Origin of the sequence: Croceicoccus sp. YJ47, assembly GCF_016745095.1 — a bacterium.
Classification (GTDB): domain Bacteria; phylum Pseudomonadota; class Alphaproteobacteria; order Sphingomonadales; family Sphingomonadaceae; genus Croceicoccus.
In genome coordinates this window covers 1196906-1222508 of record NZ_CP067087.1, presented here as the reverse complement: position 1 = coordinate 1222508, position 25603 = coordinate 1196906, and the positions used below count along the sequence as shown (strand labels likewise).

General features: G+C 61.2%; 20 protein-coding genes and 2 pseudogenes. 19 read left to right on the top strand and 3 right to left on the bottom strand.

All coding sequences use genetic code 11. The features are described 5' to 3' along the window. Positions 1 to 6: 6 nt before the first annotated feature. A complete protein-coding gene (locus JD971_RS05990; RefSeq protein ID WP_202086668.1) occupies positions 7 to 348 on the bottom strand; it encodes a helix-turn-helix domain-containing protein in 342 nt (113 codons plus the stop codon). 193 nt (positions 349 to 541) lie between these two features. Next, positions 542 to 1168, bottom strand: a complete 627-nt coding sequence (locus JD971_RS05985) for a hypothetical protein (protein WP_202086667.1) — start codon at positions 1166 to 1168, stop codon at positions 542 to 544. 204 nt (positions 1169 to 1372) lie between these two features. Between JD971_RS05985 and JD971_RS05980 the strand changes: the two genes are divergently transcribed. The 18 genes and pseudogenes from JD971_RS05980 (at position 1373) to JD971_RS16820 (ending at position 24317) form a co-directional block, all read left to right on the top strand. Next, entirely contained in the window at positions 1373 to 1576 is a 204-nt protein-coding gene (locus JD971_RS05980; protein WP_202086666.1) for a hypothetical protein, read from the top strand. A 308-nt stretch (positions 1577 to 1884) separates the two neighbouring features. Continuing rightward, positions 1885 to 2763 (top strand): toprim domain-containing protein, encoded by an 879-nt coding sequence (locus JD971_RS05975; RefSeq protein ID WP_236672301.1) that lies wholly within the window; start codon positions 1885 to 1887, stop codon positions 2761 to 2763. Positions 2764 to 2841: 78 nt separating this feature from the next. Beyond that, a complete protein-coding gene (locus tag JD971_RS05970) occupies positions 2842 to 7077 on the top strand; it encodes a strawberry notch-like NTP hydrolase domain-containing protein (protein ID WP_202086665.1) in 4236 nt (1411 codons plus the stop codon). A gap of 99 nt (positions 7078 to 7176) precedes the next feature. Then, positions 7177 to 9147, top strand: a complete 1971-nt coding sequence (locus JD971_RS05965) for a ParB/RepB/Spo0J family partition protein (protein ID WP_202086663.1) — start codon at positions 7177 to 7179, stop codon at positions 9145 to 9147. 166 nt (positions 9148 to 9313) lie between these two features. Further along, the gene (locus tag JD971_RS05960) at positions 9314 to 10246 is read left to right on the top strand and encodes an ArdC family protein (RefSeq protein WP_202086662.1); all 933 of its coding nucleotides are present in this window, start codon (positions 9314 to 9316) and stop codon (positions 10244 to 10246) included. A gap of 13 nt (positions 10247 to 10259) precedes the next feature. Then, positions 10260 to 10715: a hypothetical protein gene (locus JD971_RS05955; RefSeq protein WP_202086661.1), complete on the top strand. Its 456-nt coding sequence runs from the start codon at positions 10260 to 10262 to the stop codon at positions 10713 to 10715. Between the two features lie 276 nt (positions 10716 to 10991). After that, on the top strand, positions 10992 to 11933 hold the full coding sequence (locus tag JD971_RS05950; protein ID WP_202086660.1) for a DUF2493 domain-containing protein: 942 nt from the start codon (positions 10992 to 10994) through the stop codon (positions 11931 to 11933). A gap of 248 nt (positions 11934 to 12181) precedes the next feature. Continuing rightward, positions 12182 to 12553, top strand: a complete 372-nt coding sequence (locus tag JD971_RS05945) for a hypothetical protein (protein WP_202086659.1) — start codon at positions 12182 to 12184, stop codon at positions 12551 to 12553. A 203-nt stretch (positions 12554 to 12756) separates the two neighbouring features. Further along, positions 12757 to 13872, top strand: coding sequence for a TolC family protein (locus JD971_RS05940; protein WP_236672300.1), 1116 nt, complete (start codon positions 12757 to 12759; stop codon positions 13870 to 13872). An 11-nt stretch (positions 13873 to 13883) separates the two neighbouring features. Then, positions 13884 to 15032: an efflux RND transporter periplasmic adaptor subunit gene (locus JD971_RS05935; RefSeq protein ID WP_050600443.1), complete on the top strand. Its 1149-nt coding sequence runs from the start codon at positions 13884 to 13886 to the stop codon at positions 15030 to 15032. A gap of 22 nt (positions 15033 to 15054) precedes the next feature. Further along, positions 15055 to 18352: pseudogene (locus tag JD971_RS05930) on the top strand (efflux RND transporter permease subunit). 22 nt (positions 18353 to 18374) lie between these two features. Next, positions 18375 to 18746 (top strand): STAS/SEC14 domain-containing protein, encoded by a 372-nt coding sequence (locus JD971_RS05925; protein ID WP_202086657.1) that lies wholly within the window; start codon positions 18375 to 18377, stop codon positions 18744 to 18746. Next, positions 18743 to 19372, top strand: a complete 630-nt coding sequence (locus JD971_RS05920) for a cation diffusion facilitator family transporter (protein ID WP_202086656.1) — start codon at positions 18743 to 18745, stop codon at positions 19370 to 19372. Before JD971_RS05925 ends, JD971_RS05920 begins: the two co-directional genes overlap by 4 nt. Further along, positions 19369 to 20238, top strand: a complete 870-nt coding sequence (locus JD971_RS05915; RefSeq protein ID WP_202086655.1) for a hypothetical protein — start codon at positions 19369 to 19371, stop codon at positions 20236 to 20238. The genes JD971_RS05920 and JD971_RS05915 overlap by 4 nt, the downstream gene beginning before the upstream one ends. Next, entirely contained in the window at positions 20238 to 21197 is a 960-nt protein-coding gene (locus JD971_RS05910; protein WP_236672299.1) for a cation diffusion facilitator family transporter, read from the top strand. Before JD971_RS05915 ends, JD971_RS05910 begins: the two co-directional genes overlap by 1 nt. A 92-nt stretch (positions 21198 to 21289) precedes the next feature. After that, positions 21290 to 22930: an acetolactate synthase large subunit gene (locus JD971_RS05905; protein WP_202086654.1), complete on the top strand. Its 1641-nt coding sequence runs from the start codon at positions 21290 to 21292 to the stop codon at positions 22928 to 22930. Continuing rightward, positions 22927 to 23523 carry an aldehyde dehydrogenase family protein gene (locus JD971_RS16825; protein ID WP_256435292.1) on the top strand — a complete coding sequence of 199 codons (597 nt, stop codon included), beginning with the start codon at positions 22927 to 22929 and terminating at the stop codon, positions 23521 to 23523. The genes JD971_RS05905 and JD971_RS16825 overlap by 4 nt, the downstream gene beginning before the upstream one ends. Further along, a complete protein-coding gene (locus tag JD971_RS16820) occupies positions 23517 to 24317 on the top strand; it encodes an aldehyde dehydrogenase family protein (RefSeq protein ID WP_256435291.1) in 801 nt (266 codons plus the stop codon). Before JD971_RS16825 ends, JD971_RS16820 begins: the two co-directional genes overlap by 7 nt. Positions 24318 to 24450: 133 nt before the next feature. On the opposite strand, the gene JD971_RS05895 is transcribed toward JD971_RS16820, so the two are convergent. Then, positions 24451 to 24849, bottom strand: a complete 399-nt coding sequence (locus tag JD971_RS05895; RefSeq protein WP_202086653.1) for a helix-turn-helix domain-containing protein — start codon at positions 24847 to 24849, stop codon at positions 24451 to 24453. A gap of 75 nt (positions 24850 to 24924) precedes the next feature. Here JD971_RS05895 and JD971_RS05890 point away from each other — a divergent pair. Beyond that, a pseudogene (locus JD971_RS05890) lies at positions 24925 to 25538 on the top strand (cation transporter). Positions 25539 to 25603 lie beyond the last annotated feature (65 nt).

Genomic DNA, 25603 nt, shown 5'->3' with positions numbered 1-25603 from the left:
GGCCGATCAGAAATCCAGTTCGTCATCGCTGGCCGCATGCGTTCTTTCCGGCAAGCGCGAGAGGTCCTCGCTTATGCCCGCCCGGTCGCTCTCTGGCGCAACCAGGCTGGCAAGGCGCTGCGTCATTCCCAGCACATGCAGTGCGCTGACAAGTACTGCGAGGCCGACTGTCGGATCACCAGCCTCGAGCCGCTGAAGGGTCTGAACCGACACCAGCATGCGCTGGGCCATCAACCGCTGCGGCATCTTGCGGCGGCGGCGGGCAAGCGCGATGTCCTTACCGAGCTGGGTTATAGCTCGCTGGCTTTGTGGCGGCAGTCCGCTGGCGGCTCTGGAGGCGCGTGGCATACGCTATACATGACATATCATGTGAAATAACGCAATAGAGCATGATATGTCATGTTTACACCGGTTACGCTACGACTAGCCCGTTGTGGTGCTAAGCGCGTAAATTTGGTCGCGATCTGCGGTTTTTGCCGCCAGCGTGCCCTTTGACCGGCACTTCTTTCTTGCCGCCTAAATGTCGTCGCCTTACATCCCTTCAGCGCAACCGCTTAAATTCCCACAGATGCACATAGAGCTGTGCGACTTCCCGCGCCATTGCGTTTGTGAAACCCGCCTGTTCGAGTTTCGCGCGCAGGATATTATCGGGAATTTCCTGTCGGCCCTCGCGTACGAGTAGGTAGAACCGGTGCCAGTCGAAGGGATGGAGCGACCGTGTATTGGCGAGGGTCGTGAAGCGGCGGAGCAGGGTCTGCGTTCGCTCCGAAATTCTGAACGATGATCCTTCACGGGCACCAATGCGCAAGCGATGCTTCGTTTGGAAGGACCGGTTGTAGCTTTTCAGAAGCGGCCGGACGAGATCACGGGCGGACTGTTCATAGACAGCCTGCGTGGGCGGATCGGGCGACCAACGCTGCGCGCGTATCTCGACCTGGATACGGTCGAGCTTCTCCCGGCGCGCTATAAGTTGGAAACCGTGTTCTTCATGCGGGCTTTCGTTCAGGAGACGGAAGTTGACGACTTCCAGGCGCGTTCCACTGGCACGGTCGTCGACATGCTCGATGGTAAAACGGCCTGATTGCTCGCCGAGCGCGATCATTCTCTCCAGAAAGAGCGAGGGTTCTGCAGAGATCTTGATGTCGATTGCGGGGAGAGGCTCGGTCATGGAGAGGGAGTAGCATCTCTGGAAGTTGTATGATCGCTATCGCTGCCTATATCAAAATCGTCACGCATGCCGGCATTGGTCGGCAGCCCTGGATCGATGATCCAAGGTCCCGTCCTCCATCGGGAGGTTAACCGGCGGACCCTGTAAGAGGGGTTCGCTTTTTTTCATGCGACCGCTCCTGCAGGCTAACCAAAGGAGCACGATATGAATTACACAGCCGAAGAAATCGAACGGGCAAAAGTGATCTTTGCGCGCGCGAAGCGCGAAGGCGCAACCAGACATATGCCCGTTGCCGCGCTGGTCGGGTTGAGCAGGTCCGGAAAGGTCTTTCGCGTGTCTCATGAGCGGACCTGGCGAGACCGTCTGCCGCAGGCACGGCGCGAATTGAGAGGCGAACAAACCAAGTGATCTGACAGACAAGGGATAAGGTAGACGCCTGCCCCTTGGCCGGAGGCGGCCTGCCGTCTCCGGCTCGCCTTCCTGCGGGAATCAATGGTTTGGTAGCAGACGCCAAGTGGAATGTGCGGCGCTCTGTTACGAGCATCTGGCGTTGGGCTATTCAAGGCTCCGTCTTGCCGGTCTTGTGATCCAGCGCCCGAGCCTCCGGCAGCTGCTATCTCGTGCATAGGTCAGCCAGAGCAGAGGGGGCATCGGATGGTGAGCCAGGAAGGATCGCAGAGCCCATGTCCACTCATGAAACGACAAGATTCACTTCAATGGAGATCACCGCTCGCAGGCTCTGCGAGAGCCGCGGCGGCAAGTGGTCTGGCACCAAGGGCATGGCCCGTTGTCCTGCGCATGACGATCGCACGCCTTCGCTTGGTGTCACCCTTGGCCGGAAGGCCATCCTATTCCATTGTTTCGCCGGCTGCGATCAGGCGAGCGTGCTTTCCGCCCTCGCTCGAGAGGGGCTCGAGACCTCAGCGCTATTCTCTGGCTCCTCTGACGAATTTCCGATCCAGCCGGGATATTCCAACAAGCCATCGGCTGCAGCACTCCGCATCTGGCGCGATGCCCGGCCGCTGCAACGAAGTCCTGCCAAGGCATATCTCGAAGAGCGCGGCATCCTCGCGACGTCCCATGCGCTGAGGTTTCATCCGCGCGCACCGCTTGGACCGAAGGTCCGTGCGCGTTTTCTGCCAGCGATGATCGCTGCGGTCAGTCTCGACGAGGGCCCGATTGCCGTTCACCGGACCTTCCTGTCGCATTCCGGCGATACGCAGGCATCGTTTGCCAAGCCGAAACGCGCACTGGGGTCGCTCGGCGAGGCGGCGGTACGTCTGTTCGAACCTGCCGAGGGAAGGCTCGGTCTCGCCGAAGGCATTGAAAGCGCGATGTCGGCCTATGCGCTCACCGGTATCCCGACGTGGGCAACGCTGGGCAATGAACGCTTCGGGCTGGTTGCCATTCCGGAGAGCGTGAGCGACCTTCATCTCTTCGTCGATCACGATTCTGGCGGCGACCTTGCAGCCGAGCGCGGGCGAGGTGCCTATCTCCGTGAAGGGCGGCTCATCCAAGTTCGACGGCCTAAGTTGCGCGGTACCGACTGGAACGACGAGCTCCAGTCATGGCTGCGCCGAAAGGCGTGTCGCTAAGAGGAGAGAGAGCTTCTCGAATTCCTGACCCGGCAGAGGGCACGTGTCCCGATGCCTCAATCAGGAGGAGGACAATCCATGTTTCAGTCAGACTTTTTTCCAGACCGCGAGACATCGAGCACAATTCCGCTCGCTCTCGCAATCGGTGAACAAATTTCCCGGCGACTTGCGGATGGTTGCCACCTCACCCGGCCTGACATTGCCGAGTTCTTCGCCTCTCAAACCGGCGTACAGGACTGGGGCAGTGCGTGGACCATCGACGACTATAACAACGCGGTCGAGATCGGAGCCTTGCTCTGGCTTCGCGAGTTCTCACGGATCGACCTCGAGACAGGTTTCCACGAGGCTGCAGCACGGTTCGATTGGCTCGAGGCGGCCTTGCCGCCTCGCCATGTGCGCAGCGAGGGCCAGGTCGAGCTGCAGCAGTTTTCGACGCCGCCGATCCTTGCTTGGCTGATGGCCAAAGCCGCTTGCCTTGCCCCGCGCGCTCGCGTTCTCGAACCGTCAGCCGGGAATGGCGCTCTTGCGCTCTGGGGTGACGTTCGAGGGTGCTCGCTGAGCCTCAACGAAATCGATCCCGCACGCCGGCATGCGCTGGCGCATATCTTCTCTCGAGCCAGACTATCCGCTCATGATGGCGAGTTGATCGCCGAACTCGTCGATGGCTCAAGCCCCAGCATCATCCTTATGAACCCTCCCTTCGCCCGAAGCCGCGAGCGCGGCGTCGATGGCCGCACGGCAATGCGCCACATGCGCAGCGCGCTTCGGGTGTGCGCTTCAGGAGGTCGCCTCGTCGCCATTATCCCGGACGGCTTTGATGCCGTGGCTTTTGTCGAAGACCAGGAACAAGCTTCGCTGCTGCTCAACGTCCGGTTGTCGGGCGCATTCTCACGAAGCGGAACCGGAATCGCGGTCAGAATGGTCGTCATCGACAAGGAGCCTCTTCAGGACAATTCTACGATTTCGGGAGAGTTCGCCGATCTCGCCGAACTGAATTCCTGCCTGGCGCATTTGCCCGTTCGTGCTCCCTTCCAGGCCAAAATCCATCGCTTTCCGGTACGTTCGGTTGCGACCTCGGTAAGCGGCGCCGCCTCGCGCAAGCCGGTCGCTCCTTTCGTGACCAGAGCCGCCCCAAAAAGCGCGGCAATCGCGCTCGACTATCAAGCCCTGGACGAGCCCGCGCCCGTTCCCGAGCAGGCGGGCATCTACCTGCCTTACCGGCCGAGCCGCGTCATCATGCATGATGCACCCGTTCACCCGACGCCGCTCGTAGAATCGGTTGCGATGGGCTCGGTTGCAGCGCCCGTGCCTGAGGCGCGTCCCTTGCTTCCTGCGAACTGGCAGAGCGACAAACTGCTATCGGCGGCACAGTGCGAAACACTGATCTACGCTTGCGAGGCATTCGCCCGCGAGCTTCCCGGGCAGTTTCGACCGAGCCAACATGGAACGACGGTCGAACTCGCGGAGGACGGACACTTCTACCGCCAGGGCTTTTTCCTCGGTGATGGTACGGGCGCGGGCAAGGGCCGCCAAATCGCGGGCGTCATTATGGATCGCTGGCTGTCGGGCGAACGCCGCCACATATGGATCACCAAGAACGAGGCACTGCTCGAAGACGCGCGCCGCGACTGGGAAGCACTCGGGGGACTCCCACTCGACATCCAGCCGCTCTCCCGATGGAAGCTCGGAAGTCCGGTGACGATGGCCGAGGGTATCCTGTTCGTAACCTATCCAACTCTTCGTTCGGGACGCGCCGAGGACACAAGGCTCGATCAGATCCTCGCCTGGGCCGCCGAAGATTTCGAGGGCGTGATTGCCTTCGACGAAGCGCATGCGATGGCCAATGCGCTCGGCTCTTCCTCGACTCGCGGCAAAGTCAAAGGATCGGAGCAAGGGATGGCAGGGCTCAGGCTTCAGAACCACCTGCCGCGCGCACGTGTGCTTTACGCGTCGGCCACCGGCGCATCGGACATTGCCAATCTCGGCTACACAGCCCGGCTTGGACTGTGGGGTCCCGAAACCGCGTTTCCAACGCATGAGGCATTCATGACCGAAATCCGCGCGGGCGGTGTTGCGGCGATGGAACTCGTCGCTCGCGATCTCAAGGCACAAGGGCTCTACCTTGCTCGCGCGTTGTCCTTTGCGGGGGTCGAATACGACATCCTCGAACATCAGCTGACGCAAGCGCAGGTGCGGATCTATGATGCCTACGCCGAGGCCTGGGCGATCATCCACCACAACCTCGACGAAGCGCTCGAGGCCACAAGGGTGGTCGACGAGGACAGCGGTGATACGCTCAATCGCAACGCCAAGGCTGCAGCGCTCTCGATGTTCGAAGGCACCAAGCAGCGCTTCTTCGCGCAGCTTCTGCTTTCAATGAAACTGCCGAGCCTGATCCCGGTGATGGAAGAGGCGCTGAGCGATGGTCACTCGGTGGTCGTGCAGCTGGTCTCGACCGCCGAAGCGATGCTCGACCGGCGCCTGGCCGATCTCTCGGACGAGGAGCGAGAAGCGCTCGATATCGATCTCTCGCCGCGCGAATATGTCATCGACTATCTCGCGAAGAGCTTCCCCGTGCGCCTGATGCAGGTCTTTACTGACGAGGAGGGCAATCTGCGTTCCGAAGCGATGAGCGACGAGCACGGCAATCCTGTCCTCTGCTCGCGGGCCATCGCCGCGCGCGACGCACTGATCGAGCAGCTTTGCGCATTGCCCCCCATCGCGACTGCACTCGATGCCATCATTGAGCACTTCGGGACCGAGGCCGTGGCGGAAGTCACAGGCCGCACGCGCAGGTTGGTCTTGGGACGCGACGGTCAGCAGCGGCTTGAACGCCGAAGCGCAAGCGCCAACGTCGCCGAAGCACAGTGCTTCATGGACGGAACGAAACGTATTCTGGTCTTCTCGGACGCAGGGGGTACGGGACGGTCCTATCACGCCGACCTCGACGCTCAGAATCAGCAGCGCCGTGTCCATTTCCTCCTCGAACCGGGCTGGCGCGCGGACAATGCGATCCAGGGTCTCGGCCGCACCAATCGCACCAATCAGGCTTCTGCGCCGCTGTTCCGCCCGGTGACGACCGATGTGAAGGGCGAACGCCGCTTCATCTCGACCATCGCGCGAAGGCTCGACGCATTGGGCGCTCTCACACGCGGCCAGCGTCAGACCGGAGGACAGAACCTGTTCGACCCTGCCGACAATCTCGAAAGCGACTATGCCAAGGACGCGCTCTCGCGCTGGTTTCACCTGCTTTACGACGGAAAGCTCGAAGCCGTCGGTTTCGGGGACTTCGTCGAGCGAACCGGCCTCAAGCTCGAGAGCCCCGATGGCGGCCTGACCGACAACCTGCCCACCATCCAGCGCTGGCTCAACCGCATCCTCGCGCTGCCCATTGCGCTGCAAAACGGTATCTTCGAGGAATATCTCGGCCTTGTCGAGGCGCGGATCGAGGCCGCACGCGAGGCCGGCACGCTCGATCTTGGTCTGGAGACGGTCCGTGTCGATAGTTTCGCGGCCCTCTCCGACGAATTGCTCCGCACCGATCCTGTCTCTGGCGCCGAAACTCGTCTCGTTTCGCTCGAAGTGAAACGCCAATTGCGTCCGCTTCGCTTCAAACGTCTCGTGAGGATGCACGAGATCGGATCACCTCAGGCCATTCCCCTGCGCAATGCGCGCTCGGGCAAGGTGGCCCTGTCAGTTCCGGCTCGGCGCCTCATTGCCGATGATGGCGCGGTGATCGAACGCCGTCGCCTTCTCCGGCCGCTTCAATCGGTCAACTGGACGCTCGAGGCGCTTGGTGAAAGCTTGTGGGAAAAGGTCGGCTTGACCGAGTTCTCCCAGCTCTGGGCACAGGAAGAAAACGCCGCAGCTGCCTCGCCGGTGACCGAACGAGTGCATCTGGCGACGGGGCTGCTGCTTCCGGTCTGGAAGCGGCTGCCTGGCGACCATGTTCGGGTCACGCGGCTTGCCGCCGAGGACGGCAGCTCGATCATCGGGCGTGAAGTCCTCGATATCGACCTTGCCAAGATCGCCGAGTCATTCGGCTTGAAGGGTGTGTCCGGCCCGGCTCCGGCGGAACTCGGGAAACTGGTCCTGGCAAGCGGAACGCCCCAGCCGTTTACCAGTCATGACGGACTGACCATCAAGCGCTCCCTGGTTGGCGGCGAGCAGCGCCTCGAACTCACCGGGTATGCGCCTGAACGACTCGAGTGGTACAAGACCAAGGGCTGTTTCACCGAGATCATTCGCTACCGTACGCGCCTTTTTGTCCCCGTGTCGAAGGCATCCTCCATTCTCCCGGCAATTGCGACCTGAGGAGCAAATCCAAGACCAAGCGTGAGAGAGGGGAGGGAGCCGGTGGCTTGTCGGGCCATGCACCTTCGCGTGGCTCCTCAACCCATCAGGAGAAAATCCATGATCCAGTCTATTCCCTTGAAGAAGCTCGTTCAAAGCCCGCGCAATGTGCGCAAGTCGAGCGACGTCCTTGCCGACCTGCAACTGCGTGCGGACATCGCCGCGCGCGGCCTTTTGCAGAACCTCGTCGTGCGAAAAGCCAAGCGCGGCAAGTTCGAAGTCGAGGCCGGTGGTCGCCGTCTGGCTCAGCTCCAAGCACTGGCCGAGGAAGGCACGCTTCCCAAGAACCACGAGGTCACTTGTCTTGTCATCGAAGGCAAGGAAAGCGAAGTGCGCGAAGCGAGCCTCGCCGAGAACTTCCAGCGCCTCGCCATGAACCCGGCCGACGAGGCACAGGCTTTCGCTGCGATCATCGAGGCGGGAGCCAGTACCGAAGATGTGGCGCGCCGGTTCGGTCTCACAGTCCGCTTTGTCGAGGGTCGTCTGCGCCTGGCAGGCCTCGCACCTTGTGTTTTCGAGGCGCTCGCCGAAGGCGCAATCACGCTCGACATGGCCAAAGCCTATGGGGCAATCTCGGACATCGATCGCCAAGCGCACGTCTTTGCCGAACTGCAGGATGCCTGGTACCAGGTCACGCCTGACACAATCCGGCGTATGGTGCTCGATGCCACTGTTCGTGGCTCCGATCCGCGCGCGGTTCTGGTCGGGCGTGACGCCTACCTTGCTGCAGGTGGCCGCATCGAACGCGAACTCTTCGACGACGAAGCCAGCGAAAGCTGGATCGATGTCTCGCTCCTCGAAGACCTGGCCCAGAAAGCGATGGGTGATGCCGCGAAGAAGGTCGCGGAAGAACACGGACTTACCTGGGTGCGACCCACGCTTGGCAACTATGTTAGCCACGACCTCGTCGAGGGCCTCAACCGGCTTCCATGCGAACCGGCTCCGCTGACCGAAGAGGAGGCCCGCGAGCTCAGCGACTTGGAAGCCGACTACGACCGGACGGCAGCCATCCTCGAGGATGAGGACAGCGACGAAGGCGAGATCGCCAAGGCGGAAGAAGAACTGGTCTCGATCGACCGCGCGATGCGCGATCTCAACGATCGTCCGCCGGTCCTTGCCGACGAACTTAAGGCAGAGGCTGGAGCGTTCCTTGTGCTTTCACGGAATGGCGAACCGGCATTGGTGCCGCAATTCTACACCGAAGTTGAAGTCGTCAACGCTGATGACGGAGCAGTCGAACCAGTGGATGCTGGCGCTGATACCAAGCGCAAGAGCGGGGCGCTTTCGCAGCGTCTGCTCGACGAGCTCGCGATGCAGCGTCGCGATATCCTGGCGATCCACCTGGCCAACGATCCCGCGCTTGCGCTCGACTTCATGGTCTTCACGCTCGCGGATGCCGATGGGCATGACTGGCGCGCGAAGAAGGCATCGACGCTGGTCGGCTCGGTAGCGTCGGGACCGGTGGCCGGCTTCGAGGCGAAGGACGCCCCAGCGAGCGCAGCGCTCGCCGAGTTCGCCGCTTCGCTCGACGAAAGCTGGCGCTCCGGTGAGACCGATGTCGAGCGGTTCGAACGCTTCCGCGCATTGAGCGATGAAGCACGTTCGGCCTGGCTCGGCCACGTCGTATCCCGCACGCTGGTCGCGAGCCTTGCCTGCGAAGGCGATCGCTCGGCACCGCTGCACGAAATCCTCGGGTCGATGCTCGAGATCGAAACCGCGCATTGGTGGCGGCCGACGGCGGCGAACTATTTCGATCGTGTGGCCAAGGCACGCACGCTCGAAGCGCTCGATGCAGCAGGCGGCCCCGAACTCGTCAGCCGCTATGCAGGCTCGAAGAAGGCAGAACTGGCGAGCGCAGCCGAGCGCATCTTCTCCGGCAATTTCATTGGCGAGGCCGATGTGAAAACGCGAGCGGGAGCTTGGGTGCCCGAGATCATGCGCTTCGGTTCCCCTGAGGAACCGGTCGAGGATGAAGCCGCGGACCCGGCTGAGGACGAGGCCGCGAACAAAATTGCCGAGCAGGCTGCCTGACCCCTCCTGACAGGTCCAGGTCACTCGGCGGGCGGTCCATTCCACCAGGGATGGACCGTCTTTTCGCGTTTTACCTGAATGTCGTCCGTCTCAGAGGCGGAGAGAGGAGGGAGCTTTGCTCTTCCTGAGCCGAGGCATGCTCGTCCCGGCAATCAGGAGAGTTCTCATGACCAAGTCCCACCGCACTGCTTCAGTTTCTCCAGCCGGTCGCATTACTGCCGCCATCATTGAAAAGCTCGAGCAGGGCACCAAACCCTGGGTCAAACCCTGGCGCGCAGTTCCGACATCCCGCCCGTTGCGCAGCTGCGGCACACCGTACCGGGGCATGAACACATTCTGGCTTTGGATGATGGCCGAGGCATCAGGCTTCGCCTCGCCCTATTGGATGACCTACCGCCAGTGCGCAAAACTCGGCGGACAGGTGCGAAAAGGCGAGAAGTCGAGCATCGCCATCTTCTACAAGACCTATGACAAGGAAGTCGAAACGCCCGATGGTGGCGAAGACACCGAGACGCGCCGCGTCCTCAAGTCTTACGCAATCTTCAATGCGGACCAGTGCGATGACCTTCCCGCCATATACAGTCCCGCGCTGCTCATGGAGCCGGTAGAACCCGCCGGGCGTCAGCATAAGCTCGATACATTCTTTGCCCGGATCGAAGCGCAGCTGCGTCATAGGGGCAGCGAAGCCTATTACGAGCCCGTCCGCGACCGGATCACCATGCCGCCTGCCACGCTGTTCGAGGGATTTGACCATTACTATGCGACACTTGCCCATGAGCTGTCGCACTGGACTGGGCATTCGTCCCGGCTCAATCGTGATCTCAAGAACCGTTTCGGTAGCGAAGCTTATGCAGCTGAAGAACTCGTAGCCGAGCTTTCATCGGCGATTCTGGGCGCCGAACTGGGCCTGCCCGTTACCCATCTCGACAATCATGCCAGCTACATTTCGCACTGGCTGAAGCTCCTGAGATCGGACGACAGAGCCATGCTGACGGCCGCAGCCAAGGCTGAAGAAGCGTCATCGCTGTTACTCCGCCTGGGCGGCCATGCCGAACACAGCGACCCTGAATTCGGCGATGATCTCGCCGAAGCCGCGTGAAGGGAGGCGTATCATGGGACGTTCTGTAAGTTACCCAATAGGGGCCATCGTCGCCTTTCGCCTGATTGAGAACAAAGAGGAGGGCGACCTCGACTGGGAATATGAATGCCAGGTCGAGGATATCATCAGCACCGCGCGCGAAGTCTTTCCCTCACTTGTGCCTCACGATGGCTGGCGTGGGCGCGAAGACCGGATCCTTCTTCGCAATGCCTATGCCGATTGCGGCATCTCCATCTATTGCGACCTCGCGGCCATCTGGCTCGCCGAGCGTGATGACAGCTTCTACTGGGAAGCAGATTATAGCCGCCCCAGAACTGGCCGCGCACAGCGATGGCTCGAGCAAGTCTCGGGCAAGTTCTCGCAGATGTTTGGCGAGCTACGCCAGATCGGTAGCTTCTCCAATGGCGAAGCCGTGTTCGAGCGGATCGAGGCGCGCACCGCAGAAGTCTCGAAAGCGGCAGCTCGCTGACACCAAGTCGTTTGTGCAATTCCCGCTGCTGTTGCAGGCAAAGGAGTTGCGCTCTGCCTCGTGCCTGACCGCCGGGAGAGGCCCTGGACCGGCCGTGGCCTGGCGCAACCTGCAAGGCTGCGGCCCGTGTGGCCCGCGCCAGCCTTGCCTAGCAGGTTTCCCGCTTCGCGGTGCGCCAACCCACTCTAGCCGGCCCTGATCGGGCTCCGGCGGACAAGGAGCGAGGCATTCCGTTCTCGAAAGCTTTGCCGCCTGAACACATCAGGAGGTTTACCCATGTACGATAGTTTTACCCATCATCTCGCCGGTCTCGACCTTACAGGTCTGACCATCAAGCTGGCACCTTTCGACCCGTCCGATTTTCCAAGTGAAGAAGCAGTCGAGCAGACGCTTGCTGCAATCTGGTCCGACATGTTTGTCATGTTCTCGGGCACATCGCTCGAAGCGGACGCCGAAGACGTGGCCTGGGGCTTCGTCAATCTGTTTCACCGGGCTGCCACGCGTAAGTCTAATCAACTCGACCGGGCAAGCGATGAAGTCCGGGCGCTCCTCGCCGCAGCTGACGGATCTGAAGTCCATTCAAGCAATCTCGATGAGCAGGTCGAACGCGCTCAGGCAGCCGAGGCCAGCATGATGGCGTTTGAACAGATGCGAGAGGTCGCTGCATCGCTCTATCTCGATGAAACCGGTTCGTCATGGAAGCCATTTACCGGATCGCGTTCGAACCATTCGCGCAAAGTGACCTCTGCGGTTGTCGACGCCCGCGATTTCCTGCGCGCGCGGGCTGAGCGTCGCCAGGATGCCAATACACCGCAAGGCACACCAATCGTCTTTTCCGGTGGCCGGTCTTCGTTTGCCACCGCGGAAGACGCCAAGGCTTTCGCCTCCAAGGTCTGGTCAACGCTCGACAAGGTACATGATCATGTGCCCGACATGTTCCTGGTGCACGGCGGCGACACCAAAGGCGTTGATCGGCTTGCGGCCAGCTGGGCCGAACGGCACGATATACAGCAATTGGTGTTTTCACTCGACAGACGGCTGGGGGCACGAGCCGGGTTCAAGCGCAATGAGCAGATGCTCCAGATGAATCCGCGCTATGTGATCGCGCTTCCCGGCAATGGCGTTCTTGAGCGTCTAGTGATTGACGCCAAGGCCCGGCGAATTACCGTCGTTGACCGGCGCAGCTTGGGTGCAAGCATCCCAAAACGATATGACTAAACGTCGAATCTGCTACGCGCCGGCGACGATTATGTCGCTGGCGCGCTAATTGGTTCTTGCTTCGTGCGGTAGGCCAAGAGCCTCTTGTAGTCCGATGCAGATTCGCCTGACTTTACGCCCCCGCCGGGCCCTCCTTCAACAATATAAGAGCACTGGTGTTGTGTTATAGTGTCACAATAATGGATCTAAGCTGACAGAATATTGCACTAGGCAGCTCGGTTTGTCTCTGCTAATGGCGGCCCAAATTCATGACTTACAGCTATCGCCGCCTTGTCCTCAACCCGCTCGTCGTCCTGCTCATGCTGGTCGCGATGATCTTTGCGACTGCGGCAGATGCAGCTGCCTGCGGCTCGGAAGTGGCTCCGGGCGATGCGGCGGCTTGGATTGCAGCTGACGAGGGATCGGGAACCTCAGATGTCGACGGCGATCAGGGCGATCCCGAAGTGCCAGCCGATCAACACGGCGTTTGCGGTCATGGTCATTGTCATCACGGCGCGAGTTTTGCTGGCGGAATCCACAACGAACAGGTTCCACTTGCGTCGGTCATTCTTGCAGCGCCTCGTGTTGCGGCATCCGTCTCGGATGTCAGCACCCGACTGAAACGTCCTCCTCGCGCCTGACAATCGTCGTTGCGCTGCCCCGGTGCAGCGCTTGTTCGATTGTTAGCAGAGGAATTCTTCCAAAATGTCAGCCTTTTATTGGCGAGACACCCTGATTGCAGGGTTGTTTCTCGTCGCAACAGCCACGTCCGTGGCCGCGCAGGAGCAGGAGCTTCTGACGCTTGAAGACGCGCTGAGCCGCTCAGGCGTAGCGGGCGAAGTCGATGAAATCTCCGCGAACCCGCGTATGGTGGGACCGCGCGCCGAAGCGGATGCCGCTCGCTCGCTCGTCGGGCAGGCACGCCTCCGAGCCAGATCCCGAAATTTCGCTCGAGGTCGAGAATATCGCCGGAAGTGGCGCTTTTTCCGGACTGCGGGCTACCGAATACACGCTTGCGGTGGGGCAGCGCCTCGAACTCGGCAACAAGCGAGGGGCCCGGGTAGAAGCGGCCCGGGCGCAAGCGCAACTCGCCAACCTTCGCGCCGACCTGTCCGATGTCGAGCTGGGCTACCTCGTCCGCGAGCGATATGTCGCAGCGGCTGCAGCAGCCTCGCGCGTCGAACTGGCCCTCGATGTGGTTGAGCGAAACGAAGAGCTCGCCCGCATTGCCGGTCTCCTCGTAGAAGTCGGGCGCGAGCCCCCGCTCCGTGCTCTTCGGGCCGAAGCGGCCTTGGCGGAAGCGCAAGCCGAACTTCAGGCCGCCGAAGCGACAAGTCTTGCAGCCCGAACGGCCCTCGCCTCGCTATGGGGCGATCAGGGGGCGCCGCCGCTTGTTCCGAGCAGGTTCCCCGGGATCGAACCGCCCGGTGCTGTAATGGCGACAGCAAGCGGTCTGCAATTGCGAGTGGCGCGTGCGGAAAGCACCGCCGCCGCCGCCGAGATCGATCGTGAGCGCAGCCTGCGCATTCCCGATCCCGTCGTTTCCGCCGGTGTTCGACGCTTCGAGGAAAGCAATGACAGTGCCTTTCTTCTCGGTGTCTCGATCCCGCTTCCCTTCTTGAATCGTAATCAGGGCAATATCGCTGCAGCCGAAGCAAGGCTGCGCGCCGCCAATGCTCGCGAGGCTGTAGCGTTGGCCGATTTCGAGCAAGCCGTGACGCGCGCACGATCGCAATATCTTGCTGCCGAAGCGCGCGTCGAGACGCTTTCCACGACATCACTCCCCCAGGCCGAGGAGGCTCTTCGGCTCGTCCGCATCGGTTATCGCAATGGCCGTTTTCCGTTGATCGAAGTGTTGAGCGCAGCCGAAGCGCGCGATGCCATTCGCGAGGCGTTGATTGCTGCGCAAGAAGACCGGGGACAAGCTGCCGCCGAACTGATCAGGCTGGCCGCACAATGAGGAATACCAAAATGAACCGCAAAAGACTGGCGATCATCGCCGGAATTGTCATACTTGTTTCGGCCTTGATGCTGATGTTCTGGCCTGACAGCCAGGTCGACACCCACGCGGACGAAGAGGTCGCAGAGACAGAACTGCCCGAGGGGCTCGTGCTAATCGAGCAAGAGCAGATCCGCACCGCCGAGATCGAGGTCGCAGCGGTGCAAACGGGTGCCGCTGTCGAACTCGTATTTCCTGCAACGGTTGCGGCAAGTCCGACCGCCAGCGCACGCATCGATGCACGGGCTTCCGGTGTCGTGCGCAGCGTTGGCAAGACGCTTGGCGATTATGTCCGGCAGGGCGAGACCGTCGCTCGGATCGAAAGCGCCGATGCGGCTGCACTCGCTTCCCAGCTTAGTGCCGCCCGCGCCCGCGTAACCGAGCTTTCGGCGGCCTATGAACGGGAGCGCCGGCTATTCGAAGCCAACGTGACCGCACGCCAGGATCTCGAAGCGGCGCGCGCCAATCTTGACGTTGCCCGTTCCGAACTGAACCGGTCGCAGGCGGCCGTCGCCGCGGCAGGCGTGAGCGGCGATGGACGCTCGCTCGCTGTCACCAGTCCGCTTTCGGGCCGTGTGACCGCCGCTCCAATCGTGCTCGGCTCGTTCGTCGACGCCGGGGAGGAGCTTTACAGCGTGGTCAATCCCAGCGGCTTGCAGATCGAGGTTGCGCTGCCTTCCGAAGATGCTTCACGCATCCAGCCTGGCGACGAGGCTGCGTTGATCCTCGGCGATGGAAGGGAGATCGGCGCTCGCGTCCGGTCGGTAACGCCTTCGCTCGATGCCGAGAGCCGTAGCGCGACAGCGGTTCTTACCTTGACGCGCGCCGTTCCCGGTCTGCAGCCCGGATCGTTCCTTCAGGCGCGTATTCGCCCCTCGGGCGAATTGGACCAGAGCCGTATCGCGGTACCCGAAGATGCTGTGCAGGTGCTCGAAGGACGCGATGTTGTCTTCGTGCGGACACGACGCGGATTTCAGGCTCGGGAGGTCGAGATCGGCAGCCGGTCTGCCGGAATGGTGACGATCCTCTCCGGGCTCGAGCCCGGTCAGCGGATCGCGACTGCCAATGCCTTCCTGTTGAAGTCCGAGCTCGAAAAGGAGGGCGCAGAACATGGCCATTGATCAAACCACGGCATCTTCTCCCATGTCTTCGGACGAAGGTAGCCACCGTCACGGCCCGATCGGAGTCATCCTCGATGTCGCCGTTCGTTTCCGCTGGGCGATCATCGTCCTGACCGTGTTCGCAGCGATCTACGGAGCGTTCAATCTGGTGCGCCTGCCGATCGACGCGGTTCCCGACATCACCAACACGCAGGTCCAGATCAACACCAGCGCTGCCGCGCTCTCACCTTCGCAGGTCGAGACGCAGGTGACCTTCCCCATCGAAACCGGACTTGCCGGGATCGAAGGCCTGGAGATGACACGATCGATTTCGCGCAACGGCTTCAGCCAGGTCACCGCGATTTTCGAGGAGGGCACCGACCTCTACTTCGCCCGGCAGCAGGTGAACGAACGGCTCGCGCCGATTGGCGCTTCATTGCCCGAAGGAGCGGAGCCTACCATGGGGCCGATCTCCACCGGCCTTGGCGAAGTGCTGATGTATACGATCGAGTATGAGCATCCCGGTGGCAAGGGTGCGACCACTGGTGGCCGCACAGGCTGGCAGTCCGATGGCAGCTTCATCACCGAACGCGGCGACCGCCTCGAGAGTGAGGTGGCTAAGGCGGCCTATCTGCGCACTGTGCAGGATTGGGTGGTCGCGCCGTTGATGCGCTCGATCGACGGCGTGGCCGGCGTGGATCTCGATTGGCGGGTTCGAAAAGCAATTCCTTGTTCAGCCCGATCCGGCACGTCTCACCGGCTATGGCCTGTCATTCGACTCACTCATCGATGCTCTAGAAGCCGCCAATCTGGCGGCAGGCGCCAATTTCGTCGATCGTGCCGACGAAGCCCTGCTTGTCCGCGTGGACGCGAGGCTGGGCAGCATTGCCGACATCGAAGAAGCCGTCATTGCGACCCGCGAGGGCGTGCCCATCCGCATCGGCGATGTGGCCGATGTGGAGATCGGCGGCGACCTGCGAACCGGTGCTGCTTCACTGAACGGTGAAGAGGCGGTGGTGGGAACCGTGTTGATGCGCGCGGGCGAGAACAGCCGGACCGTTGCGGCTGGTGCTGCCGAGAGACTTGAAGAGGTCCGCGCATCGCTTCCGGACGGAGTTGTCGCTGAGATTGTCTACAATCGTTCCTCACTAGTCGATGCGACGATCTCCACCGTCGAAAAGAACCTGCTCGAAGGCGCATTGCTCGTGATCGCCGTCCTGTTCCTCTTGCTCGGCAATATCCGCGCCGCCATAATCACCGCACTGGTCATTCCCGTTTCGATGCTGATGGCAGCGGTGGGGATGAACCGGCTTGGTGTCTCAGGTAATCTGATGAGCCTGGGCGCGCTCGACTTCGGGCTGATCGTCGATGGTGCGGTCATCATTGTCGAGAACAGCGTCGCCCGGCTTGCGGCCCGGCAACATCGCGAAGGACGCTTGCTTACCTTGGGTGAGCGGCTGACCGAAACGCGTCTCGCAGCGCAGGAAATGATCAAACCGACCGTCTACGGTCAGGCGATTATCTTCCTCGTCTTCGCGCCGCTGCTGACCTTTACCGGGGTCGAGGGCAAGACGTTCTCGCCCATGGCGATCACGATGTTGCTCGCGCTGGCTTCGGCCTTCGTTCTTTCATTGACCTTCGTGCCAGCGATGATTGCGGTCCTGCTCAACAAGAAGCTGACCGAAAAGGAGGTGAAGCCCATTCGCTGGGCCAAAGAGCGCTACGGTCCCGCCGTGCGCAAGGTCATTGCGCGGCCCTGGCCGATGATTGGTGCCGGGGTTGGTCTCTTCACAGTAGCGGTTTTTGTGTTCGGCTTTCTGGGCAGCGAGTTCACCCCGCAGCTCGATGAACGCGACATCGCGGTGCAATCCTTGCGCATCCCCTCGACATCGCTCGAACGCTCGCTGGCGATGCAGCGGCGGGTCGAAGACCGGCTCGAAGAGTTTCCCCAAGTTGATCTTGTGTTCTCACGGACGGGCACGGCCGAAGTCGCCAGCGATCCAATGCCCCCCAATGCTTCGGACGCTTATGTCATCCTGAAGCCTCGCGACGAATGGCCCGATCCCGATTTGCCGAAAGATGAGCTTGTTGGTGAAATGGAAAGCGCGCTCGGAGGCCTCATCGGCAATCTCTACGAGTTCAGCCAGCCTATCGAGCTGCGCTTCAACGAGCTGATCGCCGGTGTGCGCGGCGATGTCGCGGTCAAGCTCTACGGCGATGACCTCACTGCGCTCACCGAAGCTGCGGGCGAGGTCGCGGGCGTGCTTGGAGGTGTCGAAGGCGCCGCGGACGTGAAGGTGCAGCAGGTGACCGGCTTTCCTACGCTGGACATCGCCTTCGATCGCCCGACCATCGCGCGCTATGGTCTGACCGTCGAGGAAGTGGCACAGTCGGTTGCTATCGCGCTCGGCGGGCGGCCAGCAGGACTGGTGTTCGAGGGCGATCGCCGTTTCGATGTTGTCGTGCGCCTCGAGGATGCTACGCGCGACGATTTCGACCAGCTCGGCGCGCTCCCGATCGTGCTTGAAAACGGGGTCACCGTTCCTTTGCGGACATTGGCCGATTTTCAGGTCGTCGATGGCCTTGCCGAGGTTCGGCGAGAGCAGGGCCGAAGGCTTGTGATCGTCTCGGCCAACGTACGCGAGCGCGATCTCGGCTCCTTTGTTGAGGAAGCGCAGGAAAGGGTTTCGACCGGCGTCGATATGCCGCCGGCCTCCTTCATCGAATGGGGCGGACAGTATCAGAACCTGCAGGAAGCGCAGGCGCGGCTCACCATCGTCGTCCCGATTGCCTTCGCTCTGGTTCTCCTCTTGCTGTTCATGGCTTTGGGTGGATGGGTTCCAGCGCTTGCCGTGTTCAGTGCCATTCCCATGGCCTTGGCTGGCGGGGTGTTCGCTCTGGCGCTGCGAGGCTTGCCATTCTCGGTGTCGGCAGCGGTCGGCTTTATCGCGCTTTCCGGCGTGGCGGTGCTCAACGGTCTCGTCATGATGACCGCGATCCGGCAGCGCCTCGAGAACGGGATGCCGCTCGACGAGGCGATTGCCGATGGCGCGCTCGCGCGCCTTCGACCGGTGTTGATGACCGCGCTGGTGGCCTCGCTCGGCTTCGTGCCCATGGCGATCGCCACTGGAACAGGGGCCGAAGTGCAGCGTCCTTTGGCTACGGTCGTCATTGGCGGTCTGATGACGGCGACCGCGCTCACGCTGTTCGTCCTACCCGCGATCGCGCGGCTTGTACTGCACCGTTCCGACGACGAGCGGAGCTGGCGCGAGAAGTGGTGGGACCGTCTGCGTCGCAATGTGACGAGCGATGAAGAGGCCGAGCTGAAGGACATCGCATGACCGATCGGGAAAGGAGAATACAGTGCTGGCACTGAAGGAAGAGAACGGACTGCTCTGGATACGCGCCGGAGGCAGGCTGGGGGATGAAGACTATGACCGCTTTGTTCCCCAATTCGAACGTATCGCGGAGCGCGAGGCCGGCACCGTCCCGATGGTGATCGAGCTCGCGCCTGACTTTTCGGGCTGGGACCTCGGAGGTCTCTGGCGCGATCTCAAGTTCGACGTCCGGCATAAGGATCGTTTCGGCCGGATCGCCATAATCGGCGACAGCAAATGGGAAGAGTGGGGCACGGAGATGTCATCGTCGCTCTTCCGCGCCGAAATGAAGTTCTTCCGGCCATCACAGCGTAGTCATGCGGAAAGCTGGGTACGAACCGGGGAGGACACAGCATGAGTGGCGGTCATGAGGTCGATGTCGGGTCGCCTGAAAAGCGCAAGACCCTGTGGGTGGTGCTATGGCTCAACGTGGCCATTGCGGTCGGCTTCTTCGCGGTCGGGTATTTTGCCGATTCCAACGCGCTGCTGGCAAACGGTCTCGATAATTCATCGGATGCAATCGTTTATGCGCTCAGCCTGCTTGCGCTAACCCGCTCGCGGACCTGGAAACGCGGGGCCGCGCGTTTCTCCGGCATCATGCTGCTGGTCTTCTCCGCTGGGGTTATTTTCGATGCTTACCGACGGTTCGTGGAAGGTTCCGATCCGGGCGGCATGCTGATGATGGCGATGGCGTTCGTCGCGGGACTGGTGAATCTCTATTGCCTGCGCCTGTTGCAGAAGATGGAGAACAAGGACGTCAATATGCGGGCGGCGACAACCTTCAGCTTCAACGACTTCATCTCCAATGGCGGGATCATCATCGCCGGCATCGTTGTGCTGATTACCGGTGCCAACTGGCCCGATCTGGTGGTCGGAATAGCGGTCGCCTGCATAGCGCTTTACGGCGGAGTGCAGATCCTGCGCGATACGCATATGGATGTGCACGAAGAGGCGGGAACCGTCCACGGCGAGAAGAGGAATTGACGCTATTCGATACCTTGTTTGCCGCGCAGGACCTTTCGCGGGTCCTTGTCCTGGCGATGCTATCAGGCATCGGGGTCATGATTGGCGGCAGATTGGCAAAGGACAGTTGGAGCTTCCTGCATCCGCTCCTGCCAGGCGGCGTTTCCGGTGCCTTTGCCGCCCTTGCCGTCTTACTAACTCTTCCGCTGGGACAATCCCCTCTCACCCGCTGGGCACTCACGGGTTTGATGCTGACGGGCAGGCTGCTACTTCTGATTTTCAACGAGCTTGGCCGATACGCAAAACCTAGACCGAGAGGTGACGGACCCGAGCGATGTTCCGATAGGCCAACCCTGGTACGTCGCATCTCGGTGTCGATTGCGTCCGATATCCTTCCTTACAGCGTTCTCTTGGGTGCTGCCGCTGCTGCATCCGCGACGACAGCAATGGCGGTGTCTGCAGCGCTTGTTTTTGCGAACCTGGAAATAGGACGCCAAGCGATCGATAATTACCGATCCGCCCAAGTGAGCAGGATCGACCAGGTTGCACTACTGGTCCTCTTTTCCCTGCTTTTCATCGGCATCGCTCTCTCGACCTTTTGGGCGCTGCACGGACTCGCCCACAGTGGGCGAGGTTGGCTAGCGGCTATTATCCCGGGCTTTCTTATAGTTGCATCGGCGCGCGCGCTGCTTCGTACAGGAACCGGATCGGTCGCCGCCAATCACATTACGCTCCCGGCATTCGTCGGAGGGTTCGCCCTGCTCGGCCTCGCGATCTCGGCGCTTGGAGAACTGTCGCGCGAACTCGATGTCTCGAACAGCACGTTCCAGCATTCCCCCGCACAGTCCGTTACGACGACCAAGAGAACAGAAAAAGGAGGCAGGTAGTGGCACAATCGGGCGGTCATGCCGGGCACAGTCACGGCGAAGAGAACATGAGCGACGGCCGCCTTGTATTGGCCGTCGCCCTCAACGTCCTGCTGACTGTCGCTCAGATCATCGGGGGGATATTGTCGGGTTCGCTCGCACTGATCGCCGATGCGCTGCACAACTTCAGCGACGCGGCATCGCTTGGACTGGCTCTGTTTGCGAGGCGGATCGGGCGCCGGCCAGCCGACAAGCTTATGACCTTCGGCTATGCTCGTGCGGAAGTCGTAGCAGCTCTCATCAATCTGACGACTTTGCTTATCATCGGCTTCTATCTGCTGGTCGAGGCGATCAACCGTTTCGCAGACCCTCAACCCGTTGAGGGGTGGACCGTAATCTGGGTCGCCGGGATAGCGCTGGTGATCGACGTGGTTACGGCGGTGATGGTTTACGCCAGCTCGAAGAACTCCCTCAACATGAAAGCCGCCTTTCTGCACAATGTGTCCGATGCGCTGGCTTCGGTCGGTGTGATCGTGGCTGGCGTACTCATTCTGCGATACGAACTTTATATCGCCGATCTGATCATCACTGTGGTCATTGCTGCCTATGTGATCTGGCAGGGCGTCACTTTGTTGCCTCGCACGGTGCGGCTCTTGATGGGCGCGGTGCCGGACGAAAGCGAGTTCGATCGCATTGTGAGCGACCTGCGTGACACAGAAGGCGTGGCCGGCGTCCATCACGTCCATGTCTGGAGCATCAGCGAGCATTATCGCGCGCTTGAGGCGCATATCGTTCCTGCCGAATCTTCGTTGCAGGCTTTCGAGGATGTGAAGGCGCGGGCTCGCGGTATGCTCGAGACGCAGCACGCCATCGCCCATGCAACGTTCGAAGCCTGTCTCGCTGCAGACTGTGATCCCGACATGATCCCGGACCATCAGGTCGAGAAGAACCATCATCACGACCATGACCACGACCATTGACAAGCGCGGCGATCGGGTCGGTCGCTGTGGGTAAGCAGCTTGGCAGCGCACGACATGAACCGCCCTGCAACTCGTAAAATGAGGACCAACGAATGAAAGCTTCCGATCTTATGGTCGCCGCGCTCGAGGCCGAGGGCGTCGAATATGTTTTCGCCGTTCCAGGCGAAGAGAATCTGGACCTTCTGGAATCGCTGCGAACTTCCACCATCACGCTGGTTCTGGCCCGTCACGAACAGGGCGCTGGCTTCATGGCGGCAACCTATGGCCGCCTGACCGGCAAGGCAGGTGTGTGCCTGGCAACGCTCGGGCCTGGTGCCACGAACCTGACCACACCGGCGGCCTATGCCGCGCTCGGGGCCTTTCCGCTTGTCATCATTACCGGGCAGAAACCGATAAAGACATCGAAGCAGGCCCAGTTCCAGATTGTCGACGTTGTTTCCCTGTTCACCCCGCTATGCAAGGCTTCGACCCAGATCGTGAACGGCAATCGCATTCCCTCACTCGTTCGTGAAGGCTTTCGTCTTGCGCAGGAAGAGAGGCCTGGAGCCATTCTTCTGGAGCTACCCGAAGACATCGCTGAAGAGGAAACGGTCGAACCTGTCATACCGCCACACGACAGGCGTTATGCCGTTGCCGGCGACGCGGCCTTGGATGAAGCAGCCCGGCGTATTCTTGCTGCGGAACGGCCCTTGCTATTAATCGGAGCCGGAGCGAACCGCCGCCGCGCTTCGAAGGCGCTGCGCAAATTCGTGGCCGATACCGGCTTTCCCTTTTTTGACACGCAGATGGGTAAGGGCGTGGTCGATGAAGACAGCGATCTCTATCTGGGCACCGCGGCGCTATCATCGGGCGATTATGTCCACTGCGCGATCGAGAAGGCCGATCTGATCGTGAATATCGGTCACGACGTGGTTGAAAAGCCGCCGTTCTTTATGGAGCCGGACGGTCAGACTGTCATTCATATCAATTACAAGGCGGCCGAAGTCGATCAGGTCTATTTCCCGCAGCTCGAGGTCATCGGTGACATCGCCGGATCGGTCGAGCGGTTGGGAAATCGCTTGGACGGCAGGTTGCAGTGTGATCGCAGCTACTACACCGCCCTGCATGACGAGATTGCTTCGCACATCTCCGAAACCAGCGACGATGAACGTTTCCCGATGGTTCCCCAACGCGTCGTTGCCGACGTTCGCAGCGTAATGGCACGCGATGATATCGTCGCGCTCGACAACGGCATCTACAAGATCTGGTTCGCTAGAAACTACATCGCCCACGAGCCCGGCACCATCCTTCTCGACAATGCATTGGCGACGATGGGCGCGGGCCTTCCATCCGCCATGATGGCGGCGATGCTATCGCCCGGGCGTAGAGTTCTCGCGGTGTGCGGTGATGGCGGGTTCATGATGAACTCGCAGGAGCTGGAAACGGCCGTCAGGCTGGGCCTGAACCTCGTCGTTCTCGTTCTGAACGATGCGGCATACGGCATGATCCGCTGGAAGCAGGACCAGCTCGGCTTTCCGGACTACGGCCTGACCTTTTCCAATCCCGACTTCATCACCTACGCACAAAGCTATGGAGCGACCGGTCACCGGGTCGAGCGGAGCGCAGATCTTGTGGCGGTCCTGAACGCCGCATTCGAGGCGGGCGGAGTGCACCTTGTCGATCTACCCGTCGACTATTCCGAAAACAAGAAGGTGCTGATCGACGAACTCGGCGCGAAGGTGTGCGAGCTATGAAAACGATCGTTCACAATCCCTTCGACCGCTCGCCGATTGCAGAAGTGCCGCTTGTCGACTGGGCTCAAATCGATGAATGGCTGAATGAAGCGCAGCTGCTCCACCGCGACCGCCATGGCTGGCTTGCCGTGCACGAGCGTGTCGCCATTCTCCGGCGGGCTGCGGATATCATGCGCGAACGAGCCGAGGATCTGGCTTTCCAGATCGTCAGGGAGGGCGGCAAACCCCTGGTCGATGCGCGCGTGGAAGCCGGTCGCGCGATCAACAGCGTCGACTTATGCGTTCAGGCGCTGAGCGATGGCGGCGGTCACGAGATCCCCATGGACCTGACAGAAGCGGGTGCGGGAAGGACGGCATATACCTTCCGCGAGCCGATCGGTCCTGTCGTGGCGATCTCGGCATTCAATCACCCGCTCAACCTGATCGTCCATCAGGTTGGACCGGCGGTAGCAGCCGGGTGCCCCGTTCTCATCAAGCCTGCGCTGGAAACGCCTCTGTCATGCCAGAGCTTCGTGAGCATTCTTCATGAAGCCTGCCTGAGGCCTGGTGCCGGTTCGCACCTTGCGGCAACGATATCGCCGAAAGAATGGTAACCGATCCGCGCACGGCGTTCTTCTCATTCATCGGTTCTGCGAAAATCGGCTGGATGCTTCGCTCGAAGCTGTCGCCGGGAACCCGCATTGCTCTCGAGCACGGCGGCGCGGCGCCGGTAATCGTGGACAGCGGCGTGGAGCGCGCAGCAGTGATCGCCTCGTTGCTCAAAGGCGGGTTCTATCATTCGGGTCAGGTCTGCGTTTCCGTGCAGCGCGTGTACGTCCCTGCTGCAGAATTGAAAGACTTCGCTCATGACCTAGGGCGAGCTGCCGAAAAGCTGGTAGTGGGCGATCCCGCCGATGCTGAGACCCAATGCGGACCCCTGATCCGAACGGAGGAAGTTGACCGCGTCGAACGCTGGGTCGATGAAGCCATCGCAGCAGGAGGCACCCTGGTGTGCGGGGGAAGCCGTCTGAGTGACACTCTTTTCTCCCCGACCGTCATTGTCGATCCTCCGGATAGTGCCAAGGTATCCCAGGAAGAAATCTTCGGCCCCGTGATCTGCGTGTATGGCTATGACGATATCGACCTGGCTATCGAGCAGGCCAATGCCCTGCCTTACGCCTTTCAGGCCGCTGTATTCAGCGATCGGCTGTCAATCGCCAATCATTGCATACAGTCTCTGGCGGGATCGGCTGTGATGGTGAACGACCATACGGCATTCCGCGTGGACTGGATGCCTTTTGCAGGGCTGCGCCGCTCCGGGCTTGGCGTCGGCGGGATCGCCTACACTATGGCGGATATGAGCATTGAAAAAATGGCCGTCTGGAACTGGCCTGCGGCGGCATCATAACCCGTTCGACGGACCCGGGATGGCGACACGGGCAGCTTCGCACTCGTCGGCCTTTCCCGAAGTTAAGTCTCTTATGGGCGACAAAAGCCGTGCATCGGCGAGCCTGACCGAACTGGCGCACGAGGCGCGGACATCAAGGCTCGGTGGTACCCGCAAGTGCATCGATGATGCGGCAATCGCCTACCGTGTCTTGCTCGCAGGCAGCGATCATGCGCCCAAGTTCCGTCCGCAACGCCTTCAGGCTCGCGATCTTGCGCTCGACTTCGCCGAGATGGCTTCTGGCCAGAGCGTCGATGCCCGCGCAGGACCGGTCGGCACCATCGGAGAGATCGAGCAATTCCCTGATGCGTGCCATCGAGAAGCCGAGATCACGCGCGCGCCGTATGAAGTGAAGGCGCGCTTCCTCTGCAGGTCCATAATCGCGATAATTGGCCTTCGTGCGCGGAGGGGCAGCGAGGATACCCTCGCGCTCGTAGAAGCGGATTGTTTCGGATTTGACGCCGGTTATCCGGGCAAGTTGACCAATTCTCATGACAAAGGCTCCTGCCGCTTGACCTTGTAGTTACTACAAGGTGCATAGGGCGGATCGACGCAAGGAGTCGAGTAAATGGGAAAGACCTGCTGCGGTCCCGATGAGGCCGGTGCAAGCAACAACGATCCGACATGGCGGCGCATTCTGTGGATCGCACTGGGCCTTAATGCAATCATGTTCGGCGTGGAGATCGTGGCGGGCATTGCTGCGGATCTGCGCGCCTTGCAGGCCGACGCGCTCGACTTTCTCGGTGATGCGGCAAACTATGCTATCAGTCTCGGTGTAGCGGGGATGGCGCTCGTCTGGCGCGCGCGTGCGGCTCTCGTAAAGGCGGCGACCATGCTGGCTTTCGGCCTGTGGGTGCTCGGCTCGGCCATCTGGGGTTTCTTTGTCGGGGCGTCGCCCGACCCGGGAACGATGGGCGCCATCGGTTCTCTTGCTCTGGCGGTAAATCTCGCCGTCGCCGCGATGCTGTTCCGGTATCGCTCGGGCGATGCGAACATGCGCTCGGTGTGGATCTGTTCGCGCAACGACGCGATCGGTAATATCGCCGTGCTGGCGGCAGCGATTGGCGTTTTCGGCACCGTGCGTGGCCCGATCTGGTTGTGGCGAGTATCATGGCAGGACTGGCGGTGTGGGGAAGTGCCGAAGTCTTCAAACAGGCGCGTGGCGAACTGCGCTCTACCTAAACTCCAGAATATGCCCGCGATTGCGGATTGGGGGAAATACGTTTCCGTCTATACCCTGCTATTGC

Coding starts and splice junctions, on each gene's coding strand:
- JD971_RS05990 (WP_202086668.1), bottom strand. CDS start 348: ATGCCACGCGCCTCCAGAGCCGCCAGCGGACTGCCGCCACAAAGCCAG.
- JD971_RS05985 (WP_202086667.1), bottom strand. CDS start 1,168: ATGACCGAGCCTCTCCCCGCAATCGACATCAAGATCTCTGCAGAACCC.
- JD971_RS05980 (WP_202086666.1), top strand. CDS start 1,373: ATGAATTACACAGCCGAAGAAATCGAACGGGCAAAAGTGATCTTTGCG.
- JD971_RS05975 (WP_236672301.1), top strand. CDS start 1,885: ATGGAGATCACCGCTCGCAGGCTCTGCGAGAGCCGCGGCGGCAAGTGG.
- JD971_RS05970 (WP_202086665.1), top strand. CDS start 2,842: ATGTTTCAGTCAGACTTTTTTCCAGACCGCGAGACATCGAGCACAATT.
- JD971_RS05965 (WP_202086663.1), top strand. CDS start 7,177: ATGATCCAGTCTATTCCCTTGAAGAAGCTCGTTCAAAGCCCGCGCAAT.
- JD971_RS05960 (WP_202086662.1), top strand. CDS start 9,314: ATGACCAAGTCCCACCGCACTGCTTCAGTTTCTCCAGCCGGTCGCATT.
- JD971_RS05955 (WP_202086661.1), top strand. CDS start 10,260: ATGGGACGTTCTGTAAGTTACCCAATAGGGGCCATCGTCGCCTTTCGC.
- JD971_RS05950 (WP_202086660.1), top strand. CDS start 10,992: ATGTACGATAGTTTTACCCATCATCTCGCCGGTCTCGACCTTACAGGT.
- JD971_RS05945 (WP_202086659.1), top strand. CDS start 12,182: ATGACTTACAGCTATCGCCGCCTTGTCCTCAACCCGCTCGTCGTCCTG.
- JD971_RS05940 (WP_236672300.1), top strand. CDS start 12,757: ATGAAATCTCCGCGAACCCGCGTATGGTGGGACCGCGCGCCGAAGCGG.
- JD971_RS05935 (WP_050600443.1), top strand. CDS start 13,884: ATGAACCGCAAAAGACTGGCGATCATCGCCGGAATTGTCATACTTGTT.
- JD971_RS05920 (WP_202086656.1), top strand. CDS start 18,743: ATGAGTGGCGGTCATGAGGTCGATGTCGGGTCGCCTGAAAAGCGCAAG.
- JD971_RS05905 (WP_202086654.1), top strand. CDS start 21,290: ATGAAAGCTTCCGATCTTATGGTCGCCGCGCTCGAGGCCGAGGGCGTC.
- JD971_RS16825 (WP_256435292.1), top strand. CDS start 22,927: ATGAAAACGATCGTTCACAATCCCTTCGACCGCTCGCCGATTGCAGAA.
- JD971_RS16820 (WP_256435291.1), top strand. CDS start 23,517: ATGGTAACCGATCCGCGCACGGCGTTCTTCTCATTCATCGGTTCTGCG.
- JD971_RS05895 (WP_202086653.1), bottom strand. CDS start 24,849: ATGAGAATTGGTCAACTTGCCCGGATAACCGGCGTCAAATCCGAAACA.